17 protein-coding genes are annotated in these 16,689 nt (G+C 61.4%); 1 reads left to right on the top strand and 16 read right to left on the bottom strand.

All coding sequences use genetic code 11. From position 1 onward, the window contains the following. Positions 1-3: 3 nt before the first annotated feature. The 4 genes from ABSG20_RS04905 to ABSG20_RS04890 all read right to left on the bottom strand — a co-directional run bounded on the left by ABSG20_RS04905 (position 4) and on the right by ABSG20_RS04890 (position 3,500). Positions 4-207 (bottom strand): hypothetical protein, encoded by a 204-nt coding sequence (locus tag ABSG20_RS04905; protein WP_423863365.1) that lies wholly within the window; start codon positions 205-207, stop codon positions 4-6. Continuing rightward, positions 204-1,157 carry a carbohydrate ABC transporter permease gene (locus tag ABSG20_RS04900; RefSeq protein ID WP_423863364.1) on the bottom strand — a complete coding sequence of 318 codons (954 nt, stop codon included), beginning with the start codon at positions 1,155-1,157 and terminating at the stop codon, positions 204-206. Before ABSG20_RS04900 ends, ABSG20_RS04905 begins: the two co-directional genes overlap by 4 nt. After that, the gene (locus ABSG20_RS04895) at positions 1,154-2,116 is read right to left on the bottom strand and encodes a carbohydrate ABC transporter permease (protein ID WP_423863363.1); all 963 of its coding nucleotides are present in this window, start codon (positions 2,114-2,116) and stop codon (positions 1,154-1,156) included. Before ABSG20_RS04895 ends, ABSG20_RS04900 begins: the two co-directional genes overlap by 4 nt. Before the next feature lie 67 nt (positions 2,117-2,183). Next, a complete protein-coding gene (locus ABSG20_RS04890; RefSeq protein WP_423863380.1) occupies positions 2,184-3,500 on the bottom strand; it encodes an ABC transporter substrate-binding protein in 1,317 nt (438 codons plus the stop codon). Between the two features lie 561 nt (positions 3,501-4,061). Between ABSG20_RS04890 and nikR the strand changes: the two genes are divergently transcribed. Then, on the top strand, positions 4,062-4,511 hold the full coding sequence (gene nikR, locus ABSG20_RS04885; RefSeq protein ID WP_423863362.1) for a nickel-responsive transcriptional regulator NikR: 450 nt from the start codon (positions 4,062-4,064) through the stop codon (positions 4,509-4,511). Between the two features lies 1 nt (position 4,512). On the opposite strand, the gene ABSG20_RS04880 is transcribed toward nikR, so the two are convergent. From ABSG20_RS04880 to ABSG20_RS04825, 12 genes are all read right to left on the bottom strand, one after another. Next, positions 4,513-5,268 (bottom strand): SDR family NAD(P)-dependent oxidoreductase, encoded by a 756-nt coding sequence (locus ABSG20_RS04880; protein ID WP_423863361.1) that lies wholly within the window; start codon positions 5,266-5,268, stop codon positions 4,513-4,515. A gap of 70 nt (positions 5,269-5,338) precedes the next feature. Beyond that, positions 5,339-6,853, bottom strand: coding sequence for an amidase (locus tag ABSG20_RS04875; protein ID WP_423863360.1), 1,515 nt, complete (start codon positions 6,851-6,853; stop codon positions 5,339-5,341). Between the two features lie 38 nt (positions 6,854-6,891). After that, the gene (locus tag ABSG20_RS04870) at positions 6,892-7,599 is read right to left on the bottom strand and encodes an ABC transporter ATP-binding protein (RefSeq protein ID WP_423863359.1); all 708 of its coding nucleotides are present in this window, start codon (positions 7,597-7,599) and stop codon (positions 6,892-6,894) included. Continuing rightward, a complete protein-coding gene (locus tag ABSG20_RS04865) occupies positions 7,596-8,318 on the bottom strand; it encodes an ATP-binding cassette domain-containing protein (RefSeq protein WP_423863358.1) in 723 nt (240 codons plus the stop codon). Before ABSG20_RS04865 ends, ABSG20_RS04870 begins: the two co-directional genes overlap by 4 nt. A 5-nt stretch (positions 8,319-8,323) precedes the next feature. Next, positions 8,324-9,394, bottom strand: coding sequence for an ABC transporter permease subunit (locus ABSG20_RS04860; RefSeq protein ID WP_423863357.1), 1,071 nt, complete (start codon positions 9,392-9,394; stop codon positions 8,324-8,326). Continuing rightward, positions 9,391-10,257: a branched-chain amino acid ABC transporter permease gene (locus ABSG20_RS04855; RefSeq protein WP_423863356.1), complete on the bottom strand. Its 867-nt coding sequence runs from the start codon at positions 10,255-10,257 to the stop codon at positions 9,391-9,393. Before ABSG20_RS04855 ends, ABSG20_RS04860 begins: the two co-directional genes overlap by 4 nt. 39 nt (positions 10,258-10,296) lie before the next feature. Beyond that, positions 10,297-11,520: an urea ABC transporter substrate-binding protein gene (locus ABSG20_RS04850; RefSeq protein WP_423863355.1), complete on the bottom strand. Its 1,224-nt coding sequence runs from the start codon at positions 11,518-11,520 to the stop codon at positions 10,297-10,299. 141 nt (positions 11,521-11,661) lie between these two features. Continuing rightward, entirely contained in the window at positions 11,662-13,179 is a 1,518-nt protein-coding gene (locus ABSG20_RS04845) for an amidase (RefSeq protein ID WP_423863354.1), read from the bottom strand. Between the two features lie 594 nt (positions 13,180-13,773). Continuing rightward, on the bottom strand, positions 13,774-14,394 hold the full coding sequence (gene pncA / locus ABSG20_RS04840; RefSeq protein WP_423863353.1) for a bifunctional nicotinamidase/pyrazinamidase: 621 nt from the start codon (positions 14,392-14,394) through the stop codon (positions 13,774-13,776). A gap of 79 nt (positions 14,395-14,473) precedes the next feature. Continuing rightward, positions 14,474-14,965 carry a hypothetical protein gene (locus ABSG20_RS04835; protein ID WP_423863352.1) on the bottom strand — a complete coding sequence of 164 codons (492 nt, stop codon included), beginning with the start codon at positions 14,963-14,965 and terminating at the stop codon, positions 14,474-14,476. Between the two features lie 8 nt (positions 14,966-14,973). After that, the gene (gspM, locus tag ABSG20_RS04830; protein ID WP_423863379.1) at positions 14,974-15,492 is read right to left on the bottom strand and encodes a type II secretion system protein GspM; all 519 of its coding nucleotides are present in this window, start codon (positions 15,490-15,492) and stop codon (positions 14,974-14,976) included. Then, a complete protein-coding gene (locus tag ABSG20_RS04825; RefSeq protein WP_423863351.1) occupies positions 15,455-15,982 on the bottom strand; it encodes an RHS repeat domain-containing protein in 528 nt (175 codons plus the stop codon). The genes gspM and ABSG20_RS04825 overlap by 38 nt, the downstream gene beginning before the upstream one ends. Positions 15,983-16,689 lie beyond the last annotated feature (707 nt).

Here is a 16,689-nt window from a genome sequence, read left to right as displayed (position 1 = left end):
CGGCTAGTCCGGGAAGTGACTGACGATCACAAACCCCAGCGTCCCCACAAGGATCGTGACGAAGGAATAGCTGTACAGATCGATGAACAGCGGCTGCATCAGCATCACAACGCCAAGGCCGATCAGCGCCATCGCCATGGCTTCGCAAGGGCCGCGACGCAACCAGCGCGGCCATCTCGGCGCGTTCGGCACGATCCGCTGCGTCATTTGCGTACCGCCCCAAAGGTGATGCCGCGCAGCAAATGGCGGCGAAGCAGGATGGTGAAGCACAGGATCGGAATGAAGAACAGCGTAGTGGCGGCCGCGACCGCCGGCCAGTCCTGGCCACCCTCGCCGATGATGAAGGGGATGAAGGGCGGCATGGTCTGCGCGTCGCCGCTGGTCAACAGCACCGCGAAGGCATACTCGTTCCAGGCGAAAATCAGACAGAAGATTGCGGTCGCGGCAATCCCCGTGGTGGCCTGCGGAAGCACGACCTTGAAGAAGGCCTGCAGCCGCGTGTAGCCATCGACCATCGCGGCCTCCTCGTATTCCCTGGGGATCTCGTCCATGAATCCCTTCAACAGCCACACCGCCAGCGAGACATTCACGGCGGTGTAGAGCAGGATCATCCCGAGCTTGGTGTCGGTGAGCTCGAGCTGCCGGAACATCAGATAGATCGGGATCGCAACGGCGATCGGCGGCATCATCCGGGTCGACAGGATGAAGAACAGGAGATCGTCAGCCAAAGGCACGCGGAAACGCGAGAACGCATAGGCCGCGACAGTGCCGAAGCAGACTGCAAGAAAGGTCGAGCCGAAACCGATCACGATCGAGTTCACAAAGCGCGGCACCACCTTCGAGGGCCCGGCGATCACCATGTTGCGGGAGCGCACCAGGCGCTCGTACCAGGTCTGCGGCGGCGGCAGGCTGGCAAGGAATTCAGGTGTCTGCCGCGAGCGCGTCGTAAACAGGTTGACGTAGCCTTCGACGGAGGGCTCGAACAGAATCTTGGGCGGATAGGCGATCGAGTCCGGCGGGGTCTTGAATCCGGTCAGGAAGATCCAAAGCAGCGGCAGAATGGCGACGATCGCATAGCTCGCGACAATGCATGAGGCGACCATCTTCGACAAGGACGACGGCGCGGCCACGGAATGCGCGGTCAGGGACGTGCTCATCGCTGCTTCACCCGGTTGAGGGCCTTGACGTAAATATTGGCGGCACCGAAAACGGTAACGAAGAGGATGATGGCCAGCGCCGATGAATAGCCGGTGCGCCATTTCTCGAAGGCTTCGCGTTTCAGGGTGATCGACGCCAGCTCGGTGGTCGAGCCCGGACCGCCCGAGGTGAGCAGGTTGACCATGTCGAACATCTTGAAATTCTCGATCGCCCGAAAAAGAATGGCGAGCATCAGGAATGGCATGACCATCGGCAGCGTGATCGACCAGAATTGCCGCCAGGGAGATGCGCGATCGACCTCGGCGGCCTCGTAGATATAGTCGGGGATCGAGCGCAAACCCGCAAGACAGATCAGCATGACATAGGGCGTCCACATCCAGGTATCGACCATGATGATGGACCATGGCGCCAGCCGCACGTCGCCGATCATCACAAACGAGCTGGGGTCGACCCCCGTCAGCAACGCGATCGCGCTGTTGAACAGTCCGATCTGCGGCTGCAGCAGAAACGTCCAGAAATTGCCGACCACCGCCGGCGAAAGCATCATCGGCAGCAGAATGATCGTGGTCCAGAAGCTGTGGCCGCGGAACCGGCGGTTGATCAGGAGCGCGAGGCCAAAGCCGAGCAGCATTTCGAGGGCGATCGACCACAGCACGAAATGCGCGGTGACCTGCATGGCGTGCCAAACGTCGGGGTCGGTCAGTATATCCCGGTAATTGTCGAGACCAATATACCTGAGCGGCGCATTCGGACGATTGGCCCGGTAGTTGGTAAAGGACAGCTGGATCGTCCATAACAGCGGGAAAATGTTGATCGCCAGCAGCAGCAGCACCGACGGCGTGATGAACAGCCAGGCGATGGCCCGGTCGGACATTCCGCCGAATCGCATGACCAGTCGGCGCGGCGTCCGGGCAACAGCCCGCTCGGCGAGAGTGCTCATCTCTGTCCTGTCGTTCAACGGGAAGCGCCAAAGGAAGCGGCCTCCCGACCCGAAGATCGGGAGACCCCTAAAGCTCGTCATCAAGCTAGATCTTGCCTTCTTCCTTGAACACCTTTTGCCAATCCTTGACCAGCAGATCGAGGGCTTCCTGCGCCGTGCCCTTGTCAGCCACGACATAGTCGTGGACGCGCTTCTGCATGTCGAGCAGAAGCGTCGCATAAGCGGGCTCGGCCCAGAAGTCCTTGACGATACCCATCGACGTCAGGAAGTCCGCAGCAAACGGCGCGCTCTTTGGAAAACTCGGGTCGTTGAGCACCGCCTTGAGGCAGGAATAGCCGCCAAGCGCCCACCATTTTTTCTGGACGTCTGGCTGCGCGAACCACTTGATGTAGGCGAGCGCGTCGTCACGGTGGTCCGAATAGGAAACGACCGAGATCCCCTGGCCGCCGAGCTGCGTAAAGTGATACTTCTCCTTCGGATTGACAAAGAAGCCGATCTTGTCGCCGCCGACATTTGGATCCTTGTAGAGGCCGGGGAAGAAGGCAAAGAAGTTCATCTGCATCGCGACCTGCCCGGACTTGAAGGCGTCGAGGCCTTCCGACATGTAGGCGTTGCTCATGCCCGGCGCGGTGCAGCACTTGTAAAGCGACTTGTAGAATTCAAGTCCCTTGACCGCTTCGGGCGAATTGACGAAACCCTCCATGTGATAGGGTTTCTTCGGATCGTCGTATTGGAATCCCCAGTCATAGAGCACGTTGGTCACGCCCATCGTGATGCCTTCGGAGCCGCGCTCGGTATAAATATAGGCGCCATAGACCTTCTTGCCGTCGATCTCCCTGCCCTGGAAGAATTCGGCGATCTGCTTGAGTTCATCATAGGTCTGAGGCGGGGCAAGATCGCGCCCGAATTTCTTCTTGAATTCGGCCTGGATTTCCGGCCGGGCAAACCAGTCCTTGCGATAGGTCCAGCCGATCGCATCGCCCATGGCCGGCAGCGCCCAATAGTTGGGGGTGTTCTTGGGCCACTCCGAATAGCCGACCACCGTCGCCGGCATGAAATCGTCCATCGAGATTCCTTCCTTCTTGAAGAAATCATTGAGCTTGACGTACTGGCCGTTCTCGGCGGCGCCGCCGATCCATTGGCTGTCACCGATGATGACATCGCAGAGCTTTCCCTTTGAATTCAGCTCGTTGAGAAAACGATCCGCGTAGCTCGTCCACGGGACGAACTCGTATTTCATTTCAATTCCGGTTTTGCTGGTGAAGTCTTTCGAGAGCTCGACCAGGGCGTTGGCCGGGTCCCATGCCGCCCAGCACAGCGTCAATTGTTTGGTTTGAGCAACGGCCTGGCCGCCAAGACATGAGGCGACAACGACCGCAGTCGCCCCCAACGCACGCATCATTCGGATCATTACAAACCTCCCTGTTTCGCGCAGGCGGATTGCCTGCTCGTCCTGACGATCACACTTCGCCCTTCGGCGGTCATGCACGAAGACTGATTCCCGCCTCGATGGAGGCGCGGAAACATGTTTAGTTTTTTTGTTAAGTGGAAGCGTTTCACTAAACAAATTTAGTGTCAAGGAGCAAAGTTATTGCTGCAGTGCAATCGTTATCGGACCGACATATCCGAAAGTCGAACGGGAGGGGACCGGATTTGTTTAGTGAACGCGTATACGGATATATTTGTTGGCTGAATGGCTACGATCGGATCGCCATCGCAGTCGCCGACTAGAGCAGCGTTTCCGAAGTTCTGATCATATCGAAGCTTGCGATGCTGGGCTCCCTCTCCCGCGCCCTTCGCGCGGGGGAGGGTTGGGGTGGGGGCCAACGCGGGTGGTATCTACGCGGAGGCACCCCCACCCCACCCTCCCCCGCAAGAGCGGGAGAGGGAGGGAGAGGCCAATGCTTGTGGCCTGAAATGATAGGTTTCACGGAATCGCTCAACTAGCCCGCAGGAGATAGCTTTGCAACGCATTACGATCACTCTCGACGACGACCTGATGGACGACCTCGATCGCATGATCGCCGACCACGGCTATCAGAACCGTTCCGAGGCGATACGTGATTTCACCCGCGCCGGCATGCAGCAGGCCGCGCAAAAGATGGGCAACGCCGGGGAATGCGTTGCTGCACTGGTTTATGTCTACGACCATGCCGCGCGGGACCTGTCGCGACGGCTGGTGGAGAATTATCACGGCCACCACGATCTCTCGATGGCGACGCTGCACGTTCATCTCGACGACGACAACTGCATGGAAGTAACGGCATTGAAGGGCACTGGCGCCGAGGTCCAGCATTTCGCCGACCACATCATCGCCGAGCGCGGCGTGCGTTACGGCCGCCTGGTCATGATACCGACCGAGGCCGGCAAGAAGACCGTCCCGGCGCGGAAAGGGAGCGGGCAGCGGGCTTGAGCTAGACCGCCTTGGTCAGCGCCCCGTCGATGATGAGATTGGTACCGGATATCCGGCTCGCCACCGGGCTCGCCAGGAACACCACCCCGGCCGCGACCTCCTGCGCGGTGCCCATGCGACCGGTCGGGTTCAAAGCCATCGCCGTCTTGTAGAGATCGGGCAGTCCGCGCTCGATATTCTGCCAGATGCCGCCTTCGAAATAGGTGTTGCCCGGCGATACAGCGTTGACGCGAATGCCCTTTGCGATGAGCTGATTGCTGAGGCCTTTGGCATAATGGATCAACGCCGCCTTGAAGGCACCATAGGAACCGGCGGCGAAATCAACCTCAAAACCCGACACGCTGGAGACGATCACGATCGAGGCAGATTTGGATTTCTCCAGATAAGGCAGCGCGGCCGCAACGGAATTGACGGTATGCATCATGTCGGTGCGAAACGACTTCTCCCAGGTTTCCGGCGTATCGCCGACCGCCAGCGCACTGACATTGCAGACCATCGTGTCGATACCGCCGAGTTCGCCGGCCGCGTCCTCGACCCATTGCTTCAGCGCCGCGGGGTCGGCCACATCAATCGCCCTGCCCCACGACTTGACCCCCTTGGCCGTGAGCGCCTTCGCGACCCTGCCGACGTCGTCGGCATTTCGTGCGCATAGCGCGACGTTGGCGCCTTCAGCCGCAAACAGCTCGGCGATCGCCAGGCCAATGCCTTTGCTTCCGCCGGTCACCAGCACGTTGTTGCCCTTCAATCCGAGATCCATCGCCGCCTCCGTTGATGATGTCACCTGGTGGAGCGGCCCGCCGTCGCTTACGGCAGACCGCGCCGTTGCGTTACATCCTGGTCCAGTCGCCCGCGCCCTCGAATGCCGCGGCCGCCCGGTAGATCGTCGGCTCATCATAGTATTTGCCGATCAACATCAATCCGATCGGCAGGCCGTCGCTCATGCCGCACGGCAGGCTCATCGCCGGATGCCCTGTCGCGTTGAACGGCGCCGTGTTGGGCACCATTTCGAACGCGCGCTGGATGTAGAGTTCGCGCGGCGCGTCCGGCGGCGGCAACGGTGTCGCCTTCATCGGCAAGGTCGGCATCAGCAGCAAATCGTAATTGCCCAGCGCCGCATCGTAGGCCGCGTGCAGTTTGCGGTTCAGGTTCTGCGCCTTGGCATAGAAATGACCGCGATAGTGCTTGGTGAAATACTGGCCGAGCAACATCGTGATCTTGAGGCTGTCGGAAAGCTCGTCCGCCCGGTGCTTCCAGCCGGAATGGGCATCGAGCAGGGTGGTGTTGTAGAGGCCGCGCCAGTTGGTCCCCATGCCGTTGCCCTTCATCATGAACTCGGTGGCGCCTTCGGCTGCAATCGGCAACCATATCGCCGGCGCCACGAGGTGCATCGGTATCGAGATTTCGTCCACGGCTGCACCGAGCTCTTTGAAGAGACGCGCAGCCGTCTTGACCTTGGCGTCGACGTCGGCCTCGGAACTTGGGTGGCCGAATCCCTCCTTGACGACACCGATGCGCAGCCCCCTGACGCCGCCGCCGAGCGCTTCGGTGTAGCTTGAGACTTTCGGGGCGCCTTGCCGCGGGTCCAGCCCGTCCGCGCCTGCCAGCACCTCCAACAGCAGCGCGTTGTCGCGCACGTTGCGTGTCATCGGTCCGGTATGATCGATGGTGAGCTCGATCGGCATCACGCCGGTATAGGGCACAAGGCCGTAAGTGGCCTTCATCCCGTAAATGCCGCTGAAGGAAGCGGGAATGCGGATCGATCCGCCCTGGTCACCGCCGATCGCCATATCGGCTTCGCCGGTCGAGACCACGACGGCGCTGCCGGATGACGAACCACCGGCCGAATAGCCCATCCTGTGCGGATTATGGACCGGCCCGGCGGCGCAGGTGTGGCTGCCGCCGGAGAAGCAGAAATATTCGCAATGAACCTTGCCGATGATGGTGCCGCCGGCATCGAGCATGCGGGTGACGATCGTCGCATCCCAATCCGGCGTGTAACCCTCAAGCGTCGAGGCGCCGTTCATCATCGGCACACCCGCGAGGCAGATATTGTCTTTCAGCGCGATCTTCTTGCCGGCGAGCTTGCCGCTGGCAGCGCCCTTGATCTCGGTCTTGACGTACCAGGCATTATATCGGTTCTCCTCGCCTTCGGGGCGATAGCCGGGCGTGCGCGGATACTTCACGGCCGGCACATAGTCCGGCATGGCGTCGACCGCATCGTAGGCGGCATAATTGGCCTGCATCAGCGCGTCATAGGATTTGAGCTCCTCTTCACCCATATGCATACCGAGGTCCTCGGCTACGCTGCGCAGCTGCTCGATCGTGGGTCTCCTGACGGCCATGGCTCGCTCTCCCTGTGATGACGCCCGCTGGATCGGGCCTACGTTGCAATACCGACAAATTCTCCGACCAGGCTTGCATCGCCGAGATCGCCCGGCTGCACTTCGCGCGTGATCGTTCCCTTCTGAATGATGAGAATGCGCTGCGAGAGCGCCGCGATGAAATCGAGATTCTGCTCGACCAGGATCATGGTGAGCCTGCTGTTGGCGCGCAGCCGCTGCAGGGTTTCGATGATCTCGTCGATGATGGAAGGCTGGATACCTTCGGTGGGTTCGTCGAGCAGTACCAGCCGCGGACGGCCGCAGAGGCAGCGCGCGATCGCCAGCAATTGCTGTTCGCCCCCCGACAGCGCACCGCCGGCACGGTCGAGCAGCGCCTTGAGGCGGGGGAACTGCTCCAGCACCGCGGCGATGATGTCGTGCTCGGCGCCCGCCTGCTTGCTGCAACCCATGCGCAGATTGTCATAGACCGTGAGGCCCGGGAAAATCTCGCGGCCCTGCGGCACATAGCCGAGCCCCAGCCGGGCGCGACGGTAGGGCTCGATCGCCGTGACGTCGTCATCACCAAACAGCACGCGCCCGCCGGTCGCCGGCAGAAAACCCATCAACGCCTTGAGCAGCGTCGTCTTGCCCATCCCGTTGTGGCCCAAAATGCCGATAAAGTCGCCTTCCTCGACGGAAAAGCTGATCCCGTTGAGGATCGGGATACGACCATAGCCGGTTCTTAAGCCCTGCACATCGAGCATCATGCGGCCGCCTGCTTGCCCAGATAGATGTCGCGCACCCGCTTATCGCGCATGATGTTTTCTACGGCATCCTCGACCAGCACGCTGCCCTGATTGAAGACGGTGACCTGTTTGGCGATCATGCCGATGAACTGCATGTCATGCTCGACGACGATCAGCGCCTTGGTCCGATTGATTTCGCGCACCAGTTCGGCGGTCTTGTAGACCTCCTCATGCGTCATCCCGGCGGCGGGCTCGTCGAGCAGAATAAGTTCGGGATCCGTCGCCAGCACGACGCCAAGCTCGACCCATTGCCGCTGACCATGTGCCAGCTGGCCGACCAGCCGCGCCGCCGCGCCGGTCAGGCTGATCCGCTCCAGCATCTCCTCGACGGCGTCTTTGACGCGCCCGCGGGAATGGATGCGGCTGGCCGCGAGCCAGATATTTTCCCGTACGCTCAGCCCATCGAAGACGCTCGGCACCTGGGTCTTGATGCCGATGCCGAGACGGGCGATCTGGTGGGCGTGGGCGCGGGAAATATCGTGACCGCGGAACAGCACCTGGCCGTGGCTTGGCTGCAGCTGTCCGGTGAGCATCTTGAAGAAGGTGCTCTTGCCGGCGCCGTTCGGCCCGATCAGACATCGCAATTCGCCTTCGGCCAGCGTGAAGTTGACGTGGCGCACGGCCTTTACGCCGCCGAAATGCATGCTGAGATCGCGGGTTTGAAGCAGCGGCGCGACCATCGCACCTACTCCGCTTGTTGCGGCTCAAAGCCGCGTTTTTCGCGCCGCCGGCGCAGACGCACGAGCGACTGACCAAGATCGGCAAGTGTCGGAACGAGACCCTTCGGAACCAGCAGCACGAACGCGACCAGGATGATGCCCAGGATCAGCGGCGCGTTGGCGAAGATCTTCGACCACCAATCCGAGCCGCCGCTCGGCTGGTTCGCGCCCAGTGCTGCGTTGAGCCATTGGATGCCGATGCAGCCGAGGATGGGACCGATCAGCGTGCCGCGGCCGCCGACGATGACCCAGATGATGATCTGGGCGGACTGGGCCAGACCAAAAATGGTCGGGCTCACAAAATTCCCCCAATTGGCGAACAGGCATCCGGCAAAACCGGCGAGCGCGCCGCCGATGGTAAAGGTCGCAAGCTTATAGGCCCTGGGATCGTAACCCAGCAATTCCGCGCGCCGTTCGTTTTCCCGGATGCCGACGATGACCCGGCCGAAGCGGCTTGCCAGCAACAGGCGCAGCCCGAAATAGGTCGCAAGCAACGAGGCCGTCGCGATGTAGAACATGCCTTCCAGATCGATTGCCGCGCTCTTGTTGCCGGGAAAGTTGAGCGGCGGAATTCCGGGAATGCCGTTGAACCCGCCCAGCCGGGCGGAGCCGATATGGAATTCCGGTCCGGCCGTGGAATTGATCGAGTTGAACAGGATCAACGTTACCGTCAGCGTGATGACGCCTAGATAGACGTCGCTGATCCGGCCATAGAACATGAAATAGCCGAGCAGCGCGGCAAAGGCCGCCGGTAGAATGATCGCGAGCAGCAGCGGCACCGTGCTCTCGCCGATGTTGAACATGGCGATCGCGTAGGTATAGGCGCCAAGGCCAAAGAACGCGGATTGGCCGAAGCAGAGAATGCCGCCATACCCCCAGATCAGCGCCAGGCTGAGCGCCAGGATCGCCATGATCATGTAGACGGTCAGATCGAGCACGGTGTCGAGTTCGACCAGCCGCGGCGTCAGCCCCATGAAGGAAAGGCCGACGACGGCTACCAGCGCAAGGCCCAGAATATTCCGACCGCCGGAGTTCACAGGCCTCTCCTGAAGAATCGCCCGGTGATGCCCTGCGGCAGCAGGCGGATCAGCACGATCGCGGCGGCGAGCAGCGCCACCTCCCCGAATACGGGGGTCGTTGCAAATGTGGCGACCTGATTGATGGTGCCGAACAGGGCCGAAGCCGAAACCGTGCCGCTGACAATGGCGGCGCCACCGCCAATGACCGTGATGAAGGATTTGGCGACATAGGCGACGCCGATGGTGGGAAAGACACCGGACACCGGCGCCAGCACCGCGCCGGCAAGACCCGACAGCGCCGCGCCAATGCCGAAGGTGACGGCATAGACCAGCGGCGGATTGACCCCGAGCGCCGCCGCCATGTCGGCGTTCTGCATGGTGCCGCGCGCGATCAGGCCGAGCCGGGTCCAGCGCATGACCGCGAAGATCGAAGCGAGCACGATGACCGCCACCGCGATAACGAAAAACGTATAGGTGCTCGTGCGATAGGCGCCGATCTCGATGCTGCCGAGCGGCGCCGAGATGCCGACCGTGGTGTTGCCGAAGATCGCGGTCGTCAACCCCACCAGGAACAGGCTGAGGCCCCACGTCGCGAGCATGGTGTCGATCATGCGGCCGTATAGAAAGCGGATGATGGTCCGTTCGACGATCACGCCGATGATGCCGACGACAACGGGCGCTATCACCAGCATCGACAGCCAGATGCTGATGCCGTGACTGGTGGCGACGATGGCCGCGTAGCCGCCGAGCATCAGGAACTCGCCATGGGCGAGATTGATGACCCGCATCATGCCGAAGATGATCGCCAGCCCGACGCTGATCAGCGCCAGGCTGGCGACCGCATAAAGGACCTGGATTGCCAGGAGAGCAACGAGATCCACGTTGACCTTTCCAAACAAGGCCTTCAGGCGAGCCGGCCGTCAGATCTTGATCACATATTGCTGGTTGTCATTCGGATTCTTGATCAGATCGCACACCGCGGCGGTGTCGGCCGGCTTCTGCTGGGCGAAGTCTTCCAGCACCTTGAGCTTCTTGTCGCTGACCTCGGCGATATGAACGTCGAGCACACAATGATGCGTCGGCGGATCGATCGTAACCTTGCCGGAGGGCGCCTCGATGCTGATCCCCGTCTCCAGCGCCTCGATGACCTTGATGCGGTCGACGCTGGCCGCCTTCTTCACCCCTTCCGACCACAGCCGGAAACCCTGATAGGTGCCCATCGCAAGCTCGGTGATGTTGGGATAATCGGCGCCGAACCGCTTGTGGAAGCTCGCCACGAAGGCTTCGTTGACGGGGTTCTTCAGATCCTGGAAGTAGTTGTAGCAGACCAGCATGCCGTCGCATTCTTCCGGCGACAGCACGATGTGCTCGTTGCCGACGGCGAACGTGGTCGAGGCCATCGGAATGCTCTTGCGCATGCCGGCCGCCGCCCATTGCCGATAAAAGGAAATATGCGCGCCGCCGACCAGCGCCGACCACACGAAATCCGGCTTCGCCGCCTGGATCTTGGAGATGGTCGGTCCGAAATTGGTGACGTCGAGCGGGAAGAAATCGATCGAGGGAACCTCGCCGCCATTTTCGGTGACGTATTTCTTGACCCATTGCGAGGTGATCTGGCCATAATTGTAGTCGGCCGCGATGACATAGACCTTCTTGCCCCATTTCTTCATGGCGTAAGGCACGAGTTTTTCCACCGTCTGCGCCGGGGTCACGCCGGTGTCGAACTGATCGCGATCGCAGACGCCGCCTTCATATTGCGTGTTGTAGAAATACAGCGTCTTGAAGCGGTCGAGCACGGGCCGAATGACCTCGCGCGAGGCCGACGTGATCCCGCCATGCACGACGGCCACCTTGTCCTTCAGCGCGGCCTGTTGCGCAAATTGCGTATATAGCTGCATGTTCGACTGGGTGTCGTAATTGATCAGCTTGATCTGCCGTCCGAGCAGGCCGCCTGCTGCATTGGCCTCTTCGACCGCAAGCGTCAGCGCGTCGACCATCGGCTTGCCGTAGATGTCGAGCCCCCCCGACAAATCGTGAATGCCGGCGACGCTGATCGGATCTTCAGCCCAGGCCTCGGAGCCGAACATGCCGGCGGCGGCCGCAGCCGCGGTACCCTGTAAGAATCTTCTGCGATCGACCTTCATTTGCAGTACTCCCCAATGTTGCCCATGCGTGATGAGACCAGATATTTCTTCAAATCGACATGCCCATCGTTTTATCCCGTTTCGACCAGTTCGCAGCGATGCAAATTGCGCGCCGACCTCCGAAAGTCGCCCCATTGCAGCCTAATTCCGCTTCCAGGCCCCGCCGGCTTCGACCGCTGCAGCAAGCCGTATCAACGCGGCCTCCTCGAAATGCCGTCCGACCAGCATCAGGCCGACCGGCAAGCCGTTGACGCCTCCGCATGGCACGGTAAAGGCAGGATGCCCGGACACATCGAACGAGCAGGTATTTGCCTGCATGTTGAGCGCGGTATCGATCGCGGTGCCCAGCGGCGCATCCGCCGGCGGGATCGGCGTTGCCGTGAACGGTATCGTCGGCATCGCCAGCACGTCGAATTTTTCCAGCGCGTCGTCGTAGGCGCGACGCAGCAACACCCGCAGATTCTGCGCCTTTGAATGATAGCGTCCGTGATAGTTGCGATGCATGTATTCGCCGAGCATCAGCACCAGTTTCACGGTCGGCGAGACGTCGTTGATCCGCGTTCCCATGCCGCGGGCAAAGGCCTCCTGCATGGAAAGCGGATAGTAGCCGTGGATATTGTTGCCGACGCCGTATCCCTTCAGCATCATTTCGGCAGCGCCCTCCAGAATGATGCCGCTCCAGACATGCGGACCATCAAGATGCCAGGGCACTGAAACTTCCCTGGCTTCCACGCCGGCTCTTGCCAGTGCCGCGATCGCCTGCCGCACGGTCTCATTGACCGCGGGATCGCTTTCGGGATGGCCGAATCCTTCCGCGAGGATGCCGACCCGCAGCCCGCTTGCGGGCTTGCCGAGCGCCGCCATGTAATCGCCGGTGCGCGCGGCAATCGTACGCGTGTCCCAGCCGTCATGGCCCGCGATCACGCTCAGCAGGCGCGCGACGTCCTCGACCGAGGCGCAGATCGGTCCGCAGTGATCGACGGAATAGCTGATCGGCATCGAACCCGTGGTCGGCACCAGTCCCCAAGTCGGCTTCAAGCCATAGACCCCGCACCAGCTTGATGGCGTGCGGATCGAGCCGCCCTGGTCCCCGCCCAGCGCCATCGGCACCTCGCCGGCGGCAACCAGCGCGGCGCTGCCGCCGGAAGAGCCGCCGGCGCTGTGGGCTGGATTATGCGGGTTGCGGATCACGCCGCTGGCGCAAGTGTGGCTTGCGCCAGAAAAGCACAGATCCTCGCAAGCCGCCTTTCCCGCGATGGTGCCGCCGGCGTCGAGGATACGCGTCACCACGGTGGCATCGAGTTCCGGCACATAGCCTTCGAGCAGCGCCGAGCCGTTCATCATGGGCACGCCGGCGACGCATATATTGTCCTTGATCGCGACCTTCTTGCCGCTCAAAAGCCCTTCGCTGCCGGTTTTGATGTCCGTCTTCCAGTACCAGGCGCCGTATGGATTTTCGGAGGCGGCGGGCCGGTATCCGGGCGAGCGCGGTGCGACCGGCGCCAAAGCCGGCGGCACCAGCTCTTCAAGCCGGCCATATGAGGCCAACGGGCCTTTGAAGGCCTGCTGAAATGCCGCTACCTCGTCGGCCGAGAGCACGAGACCGAAATCCGCTCCGAGGTCTTCGATCTGCTCGAGGGTCGGAAGCCGAACTACCATGCGTCACTCGCTTCCCCGTGGTTTGCCAGACAAACGAGATAGGCCACCCGTGGACCGGAAAGGACCGATTGGCATCAATGCCCGTGATATCGATGGTCGCGCAGGCTTACGTGGCAGAAACAAACTTGCAAATCGTCGCTCAGACGTCATCGGCTGTGCGATAACTCTTCGTCATACACGGATTCAGGACGATTATTGTGTCTTAGCGTCGCCAGACTTGTCAATGCGAGGCCGGCAACTTTTTTGAGCTGTAGCAGCACAAATGCCGCGCAGCGCCGATCGATGACAACGTGATGATCTCAAGGCATGCGACGATCTCATTGGCGAGGAACACGTCGAGCATGTTGCCAGTTGATTGCTTCGTCGCAAGGGCTCCTCGCAAAGACGTTGTCTCAAACACACGTTCGCGCCTCGCAGCGCGGATCGCGCCCGAGGGTTTGGCAGAAACTCTCGCCCTGCAAATAGAGGGCGTGGGGAATGCCGGATGCCCAGTGGCACCCGCAGCCTCGCGTGCAAGAAAACGGCCATCACGCCGCAGAATGACGGCCGGGGAGGCTGCCGATATGATCAGAACTTCGAAAAATGCTGGATTGCTCAGTCGAGATCGCCGATCCGCTGCACGCCGGCCTCTTGCATTCCTGCCCACGCCGCGGAGAGCGAGCCCGACAGATCGATCGCCCTGCAGCCGGATTCGATGACGACGGCGTCGAAGCCCAACCGGCGCGCGTCGACGGCGGAATAATAGACACAATAGTCCGTCGCCAGCCCGGCGAGATAAATGCGTTTCAGGCCGCGCTCGCGCAGATATCCCGCCAGGCCTGTCGGCGTGGCCCGGTCATTCTCGGTGAATGCCGAGTAGGAATCGATTTCAGGGCGGAAACCCTTGCGAATCAAGAGCTCCGCGCGCTCGGTCGACAATTCCGGATGCAAGGCCGCCCCCGCCGTGCCTTGCACGCAATGATCGGGCCACAGGGTTTGCTGGCCGTAGGGCATGGCCATGCTTTCGAACGGAGCAGAACCTGGATGGCTGCTGGCAAATGAACGGTGGCCCGGGGGATGCCAATCCTGCGTCAACGCGATGTGGCCGAAGTGCCGGGATATCCGATTGATGACCGGCACCACCGCGTTGCCTTCGCTGACGGCGAGCGCGCCGCCCGGGCAGAAGTCATTCTGCACGTCAATGATGAGCAGCAGGTCGTCGGGCCCTATCTGCATCGTGCACCCCGCTATTGCATCGATTGAAATGTCCTACGCTGATTTGCCGGCGTCAATGGCCAGGGATCAACGACCACCCTCATTCCCGGGGATAGAGCTGCAACTCAAGCAACCGACCATTCTGCTCAAGCTTTGCGCCGGTTGCGTTGATGGATTTCAGCTGCCAGCCCATGAAGTCACTGCCTTCGCCGATCCAGGCGCCGGTGGTGCTGGCTCTGCTGAAGACATAGGCTTTCCTGATATCGTTCTTGATCATGACACCGCCAAGGACCAGGCCGGGATCAACCGCGACGGGGGCGGGCACAGGCTTTACGGCGGGGGGCGGTGGCGGCGGCGCGGCAACGAACGGTTCGCGGGACTTGAAGAAAACCGGCCGCGCCAGGATCTGACGGTAAGCCTCGAGCGGCTTTCGATTGGCGATGCTTCCGGCGGAGGCCGGCAGGCTGACACGCCAGTCGGCTTTTCCGGTGGCGGCCGGATTGTCGGACCAGATCTCCGTCAGAATCGCGGTCAACAGCCAGGCGTTGATCCCCACAACGATCAACAGGCCGATCGCGCCCAATGGAGCCATGCGCCACTTCATCGATCGCGCCCGCCGAGCTGAATGGCGCCGAAGATATCGAGTTGCGCCTGGATCATGGGCTCTCCCGGCGTTCCCTGTCCACCGGCTGGCGGCATGAGCTTGATCGCGGCAGCGGTAATGAAGAGGTAGGGCTTGGCACTCTCGATGTCATGGATGGCGCGATGGATGGATTGCAGCGGGCCAAATATTTCGATCCGCGATCCGCTGTACCTGATCTGGTCGCTGATCTTGAACGGTAGAGCCTGCACCGCACGCGAGCGCGCGCCGGCGGTTTCGGTGATTGTCTTGAGCCGGGTCTGAAGATCGGCGCTAATGACGTTCTCATCGGCGCCGGCAAGGAATTCGCCGCCCCGCATCTGCGCGCTGGTATCGGAGACGATCGACTGGACATTTGCGGCCTGCGCCGCAATAGCACTCAGCCGTGCGGCGGATTGAAGCCGAAGGCGTAATCCGCCGTTACACTGGCGAGACGGCGGGTTACGGCTTCGCCTCCAACCCGCCCAAGCTGCCGATATGTCGCCAGAAGCAGCCCAGGAAGCAATGGCCGGACGGATCGGTGAAGGCGAGCGGGTCGTTGCCGACGTAGGAATAGCGGTTCCAGCCCTGCGTGCTCAGGGGATTTTCCGTGATCGTATCCGCGGAGGTGAACCGCGCCAGTAGCGGATCGTAGACCCGCCCATTGAGATGGACGAGACCGGAGACCGAGAGTTCCTCCTCGCCGGTAAAACCTCGCGTGGTCTCGCTGGTGATGCTGCCGGTGGGATCGTCAGTGCCATTGGCGAAACGGCGCTTGCCCCAAGCGTCGTAGGACAGCCGCTCCACCACCACGCCGTTCTCGTCCGTGATCACCGAGATCGAGCCGAGATGGTCGATGTGGAAATAGCGTGTCGACAGCGTCTCGGACCCGCTCTGCAGCACGCGCATGCCGATTTTTGCACTACCTGCCGAGAGATAGTCGGTCCACTTCTGGCTCACCGCGCCCGGGTTCTGCACCTCGGCCAGCATGCCGAAGGCGCCAATGTAAAGCGTCGCGCCCTCGGGCCTGATCTGCTTGTAGCGCTGGTGCTCGCTGTCATCGAGGAAGCTGATGGTGCGGGCACCTTGCGTGATGCTGGCGGGCTTGTTGTAGGAGGTGAAGACGATGCTCCGGCCGAGGCCCGACGTCTGGTTGCCGTTCGCGTCATAGGCGAAACTGGTCGAGATCGCGCCGCCATCCTGGTGGTGACCAGGCCATTGCCGGAGGTCTGCTGCAGGATGTGGGCTTCCGCATCCATCGCATTGAGAGTCCAGTACGCCGCGCCGCTGGTGGCATCGAGCATCTGGTTGGCATAGCCGAGATTGGTGTATTTCACGGTGAAGCCGGAGGGGAAGCTGACACTCGTCAGCCGGCTGTTGCCGTCATAGGCCGCGGTAAAGGTGTACGTGGCGCCATCGATGGAGGTTGCGACCTGCAACGGCCGGCCCAGCGTGTCGTCAAACGACGGAAGCTCAGCGTTGAAAAGAGCGGCGCATTACGCCAAGAGGCTTGTGCGCTCTACGAGCTGCGAATCCGGATTACGCGTTACAAACCCGCGTTACGCGTTACAGATTAATCCGGTTTACGCGCGTTTCCGACCAAACCAAGTGACGCGTTAGCCGAATTTCGCTCACCCTGCAGAAAAAATGACACCTCACCGCCCAGTGAACAAACCAGCAAGAATCCATTCGTGGGA

Origin of the sequence: Bradyrhizobium sp. (assembly GCF_049512235.1) — a bacterium.
Classification (GTDB): domain Bacteria; phylum Pseudomonadota; class Alphaproteobacteria; order Rhizobiales; family Xanthobacteraceae; genus Bradyrhizobium.
Note: the sequence above shows the minus strand (reverse complement) of the source record. Positions and strands in the feature narration are given on the sequence as shown.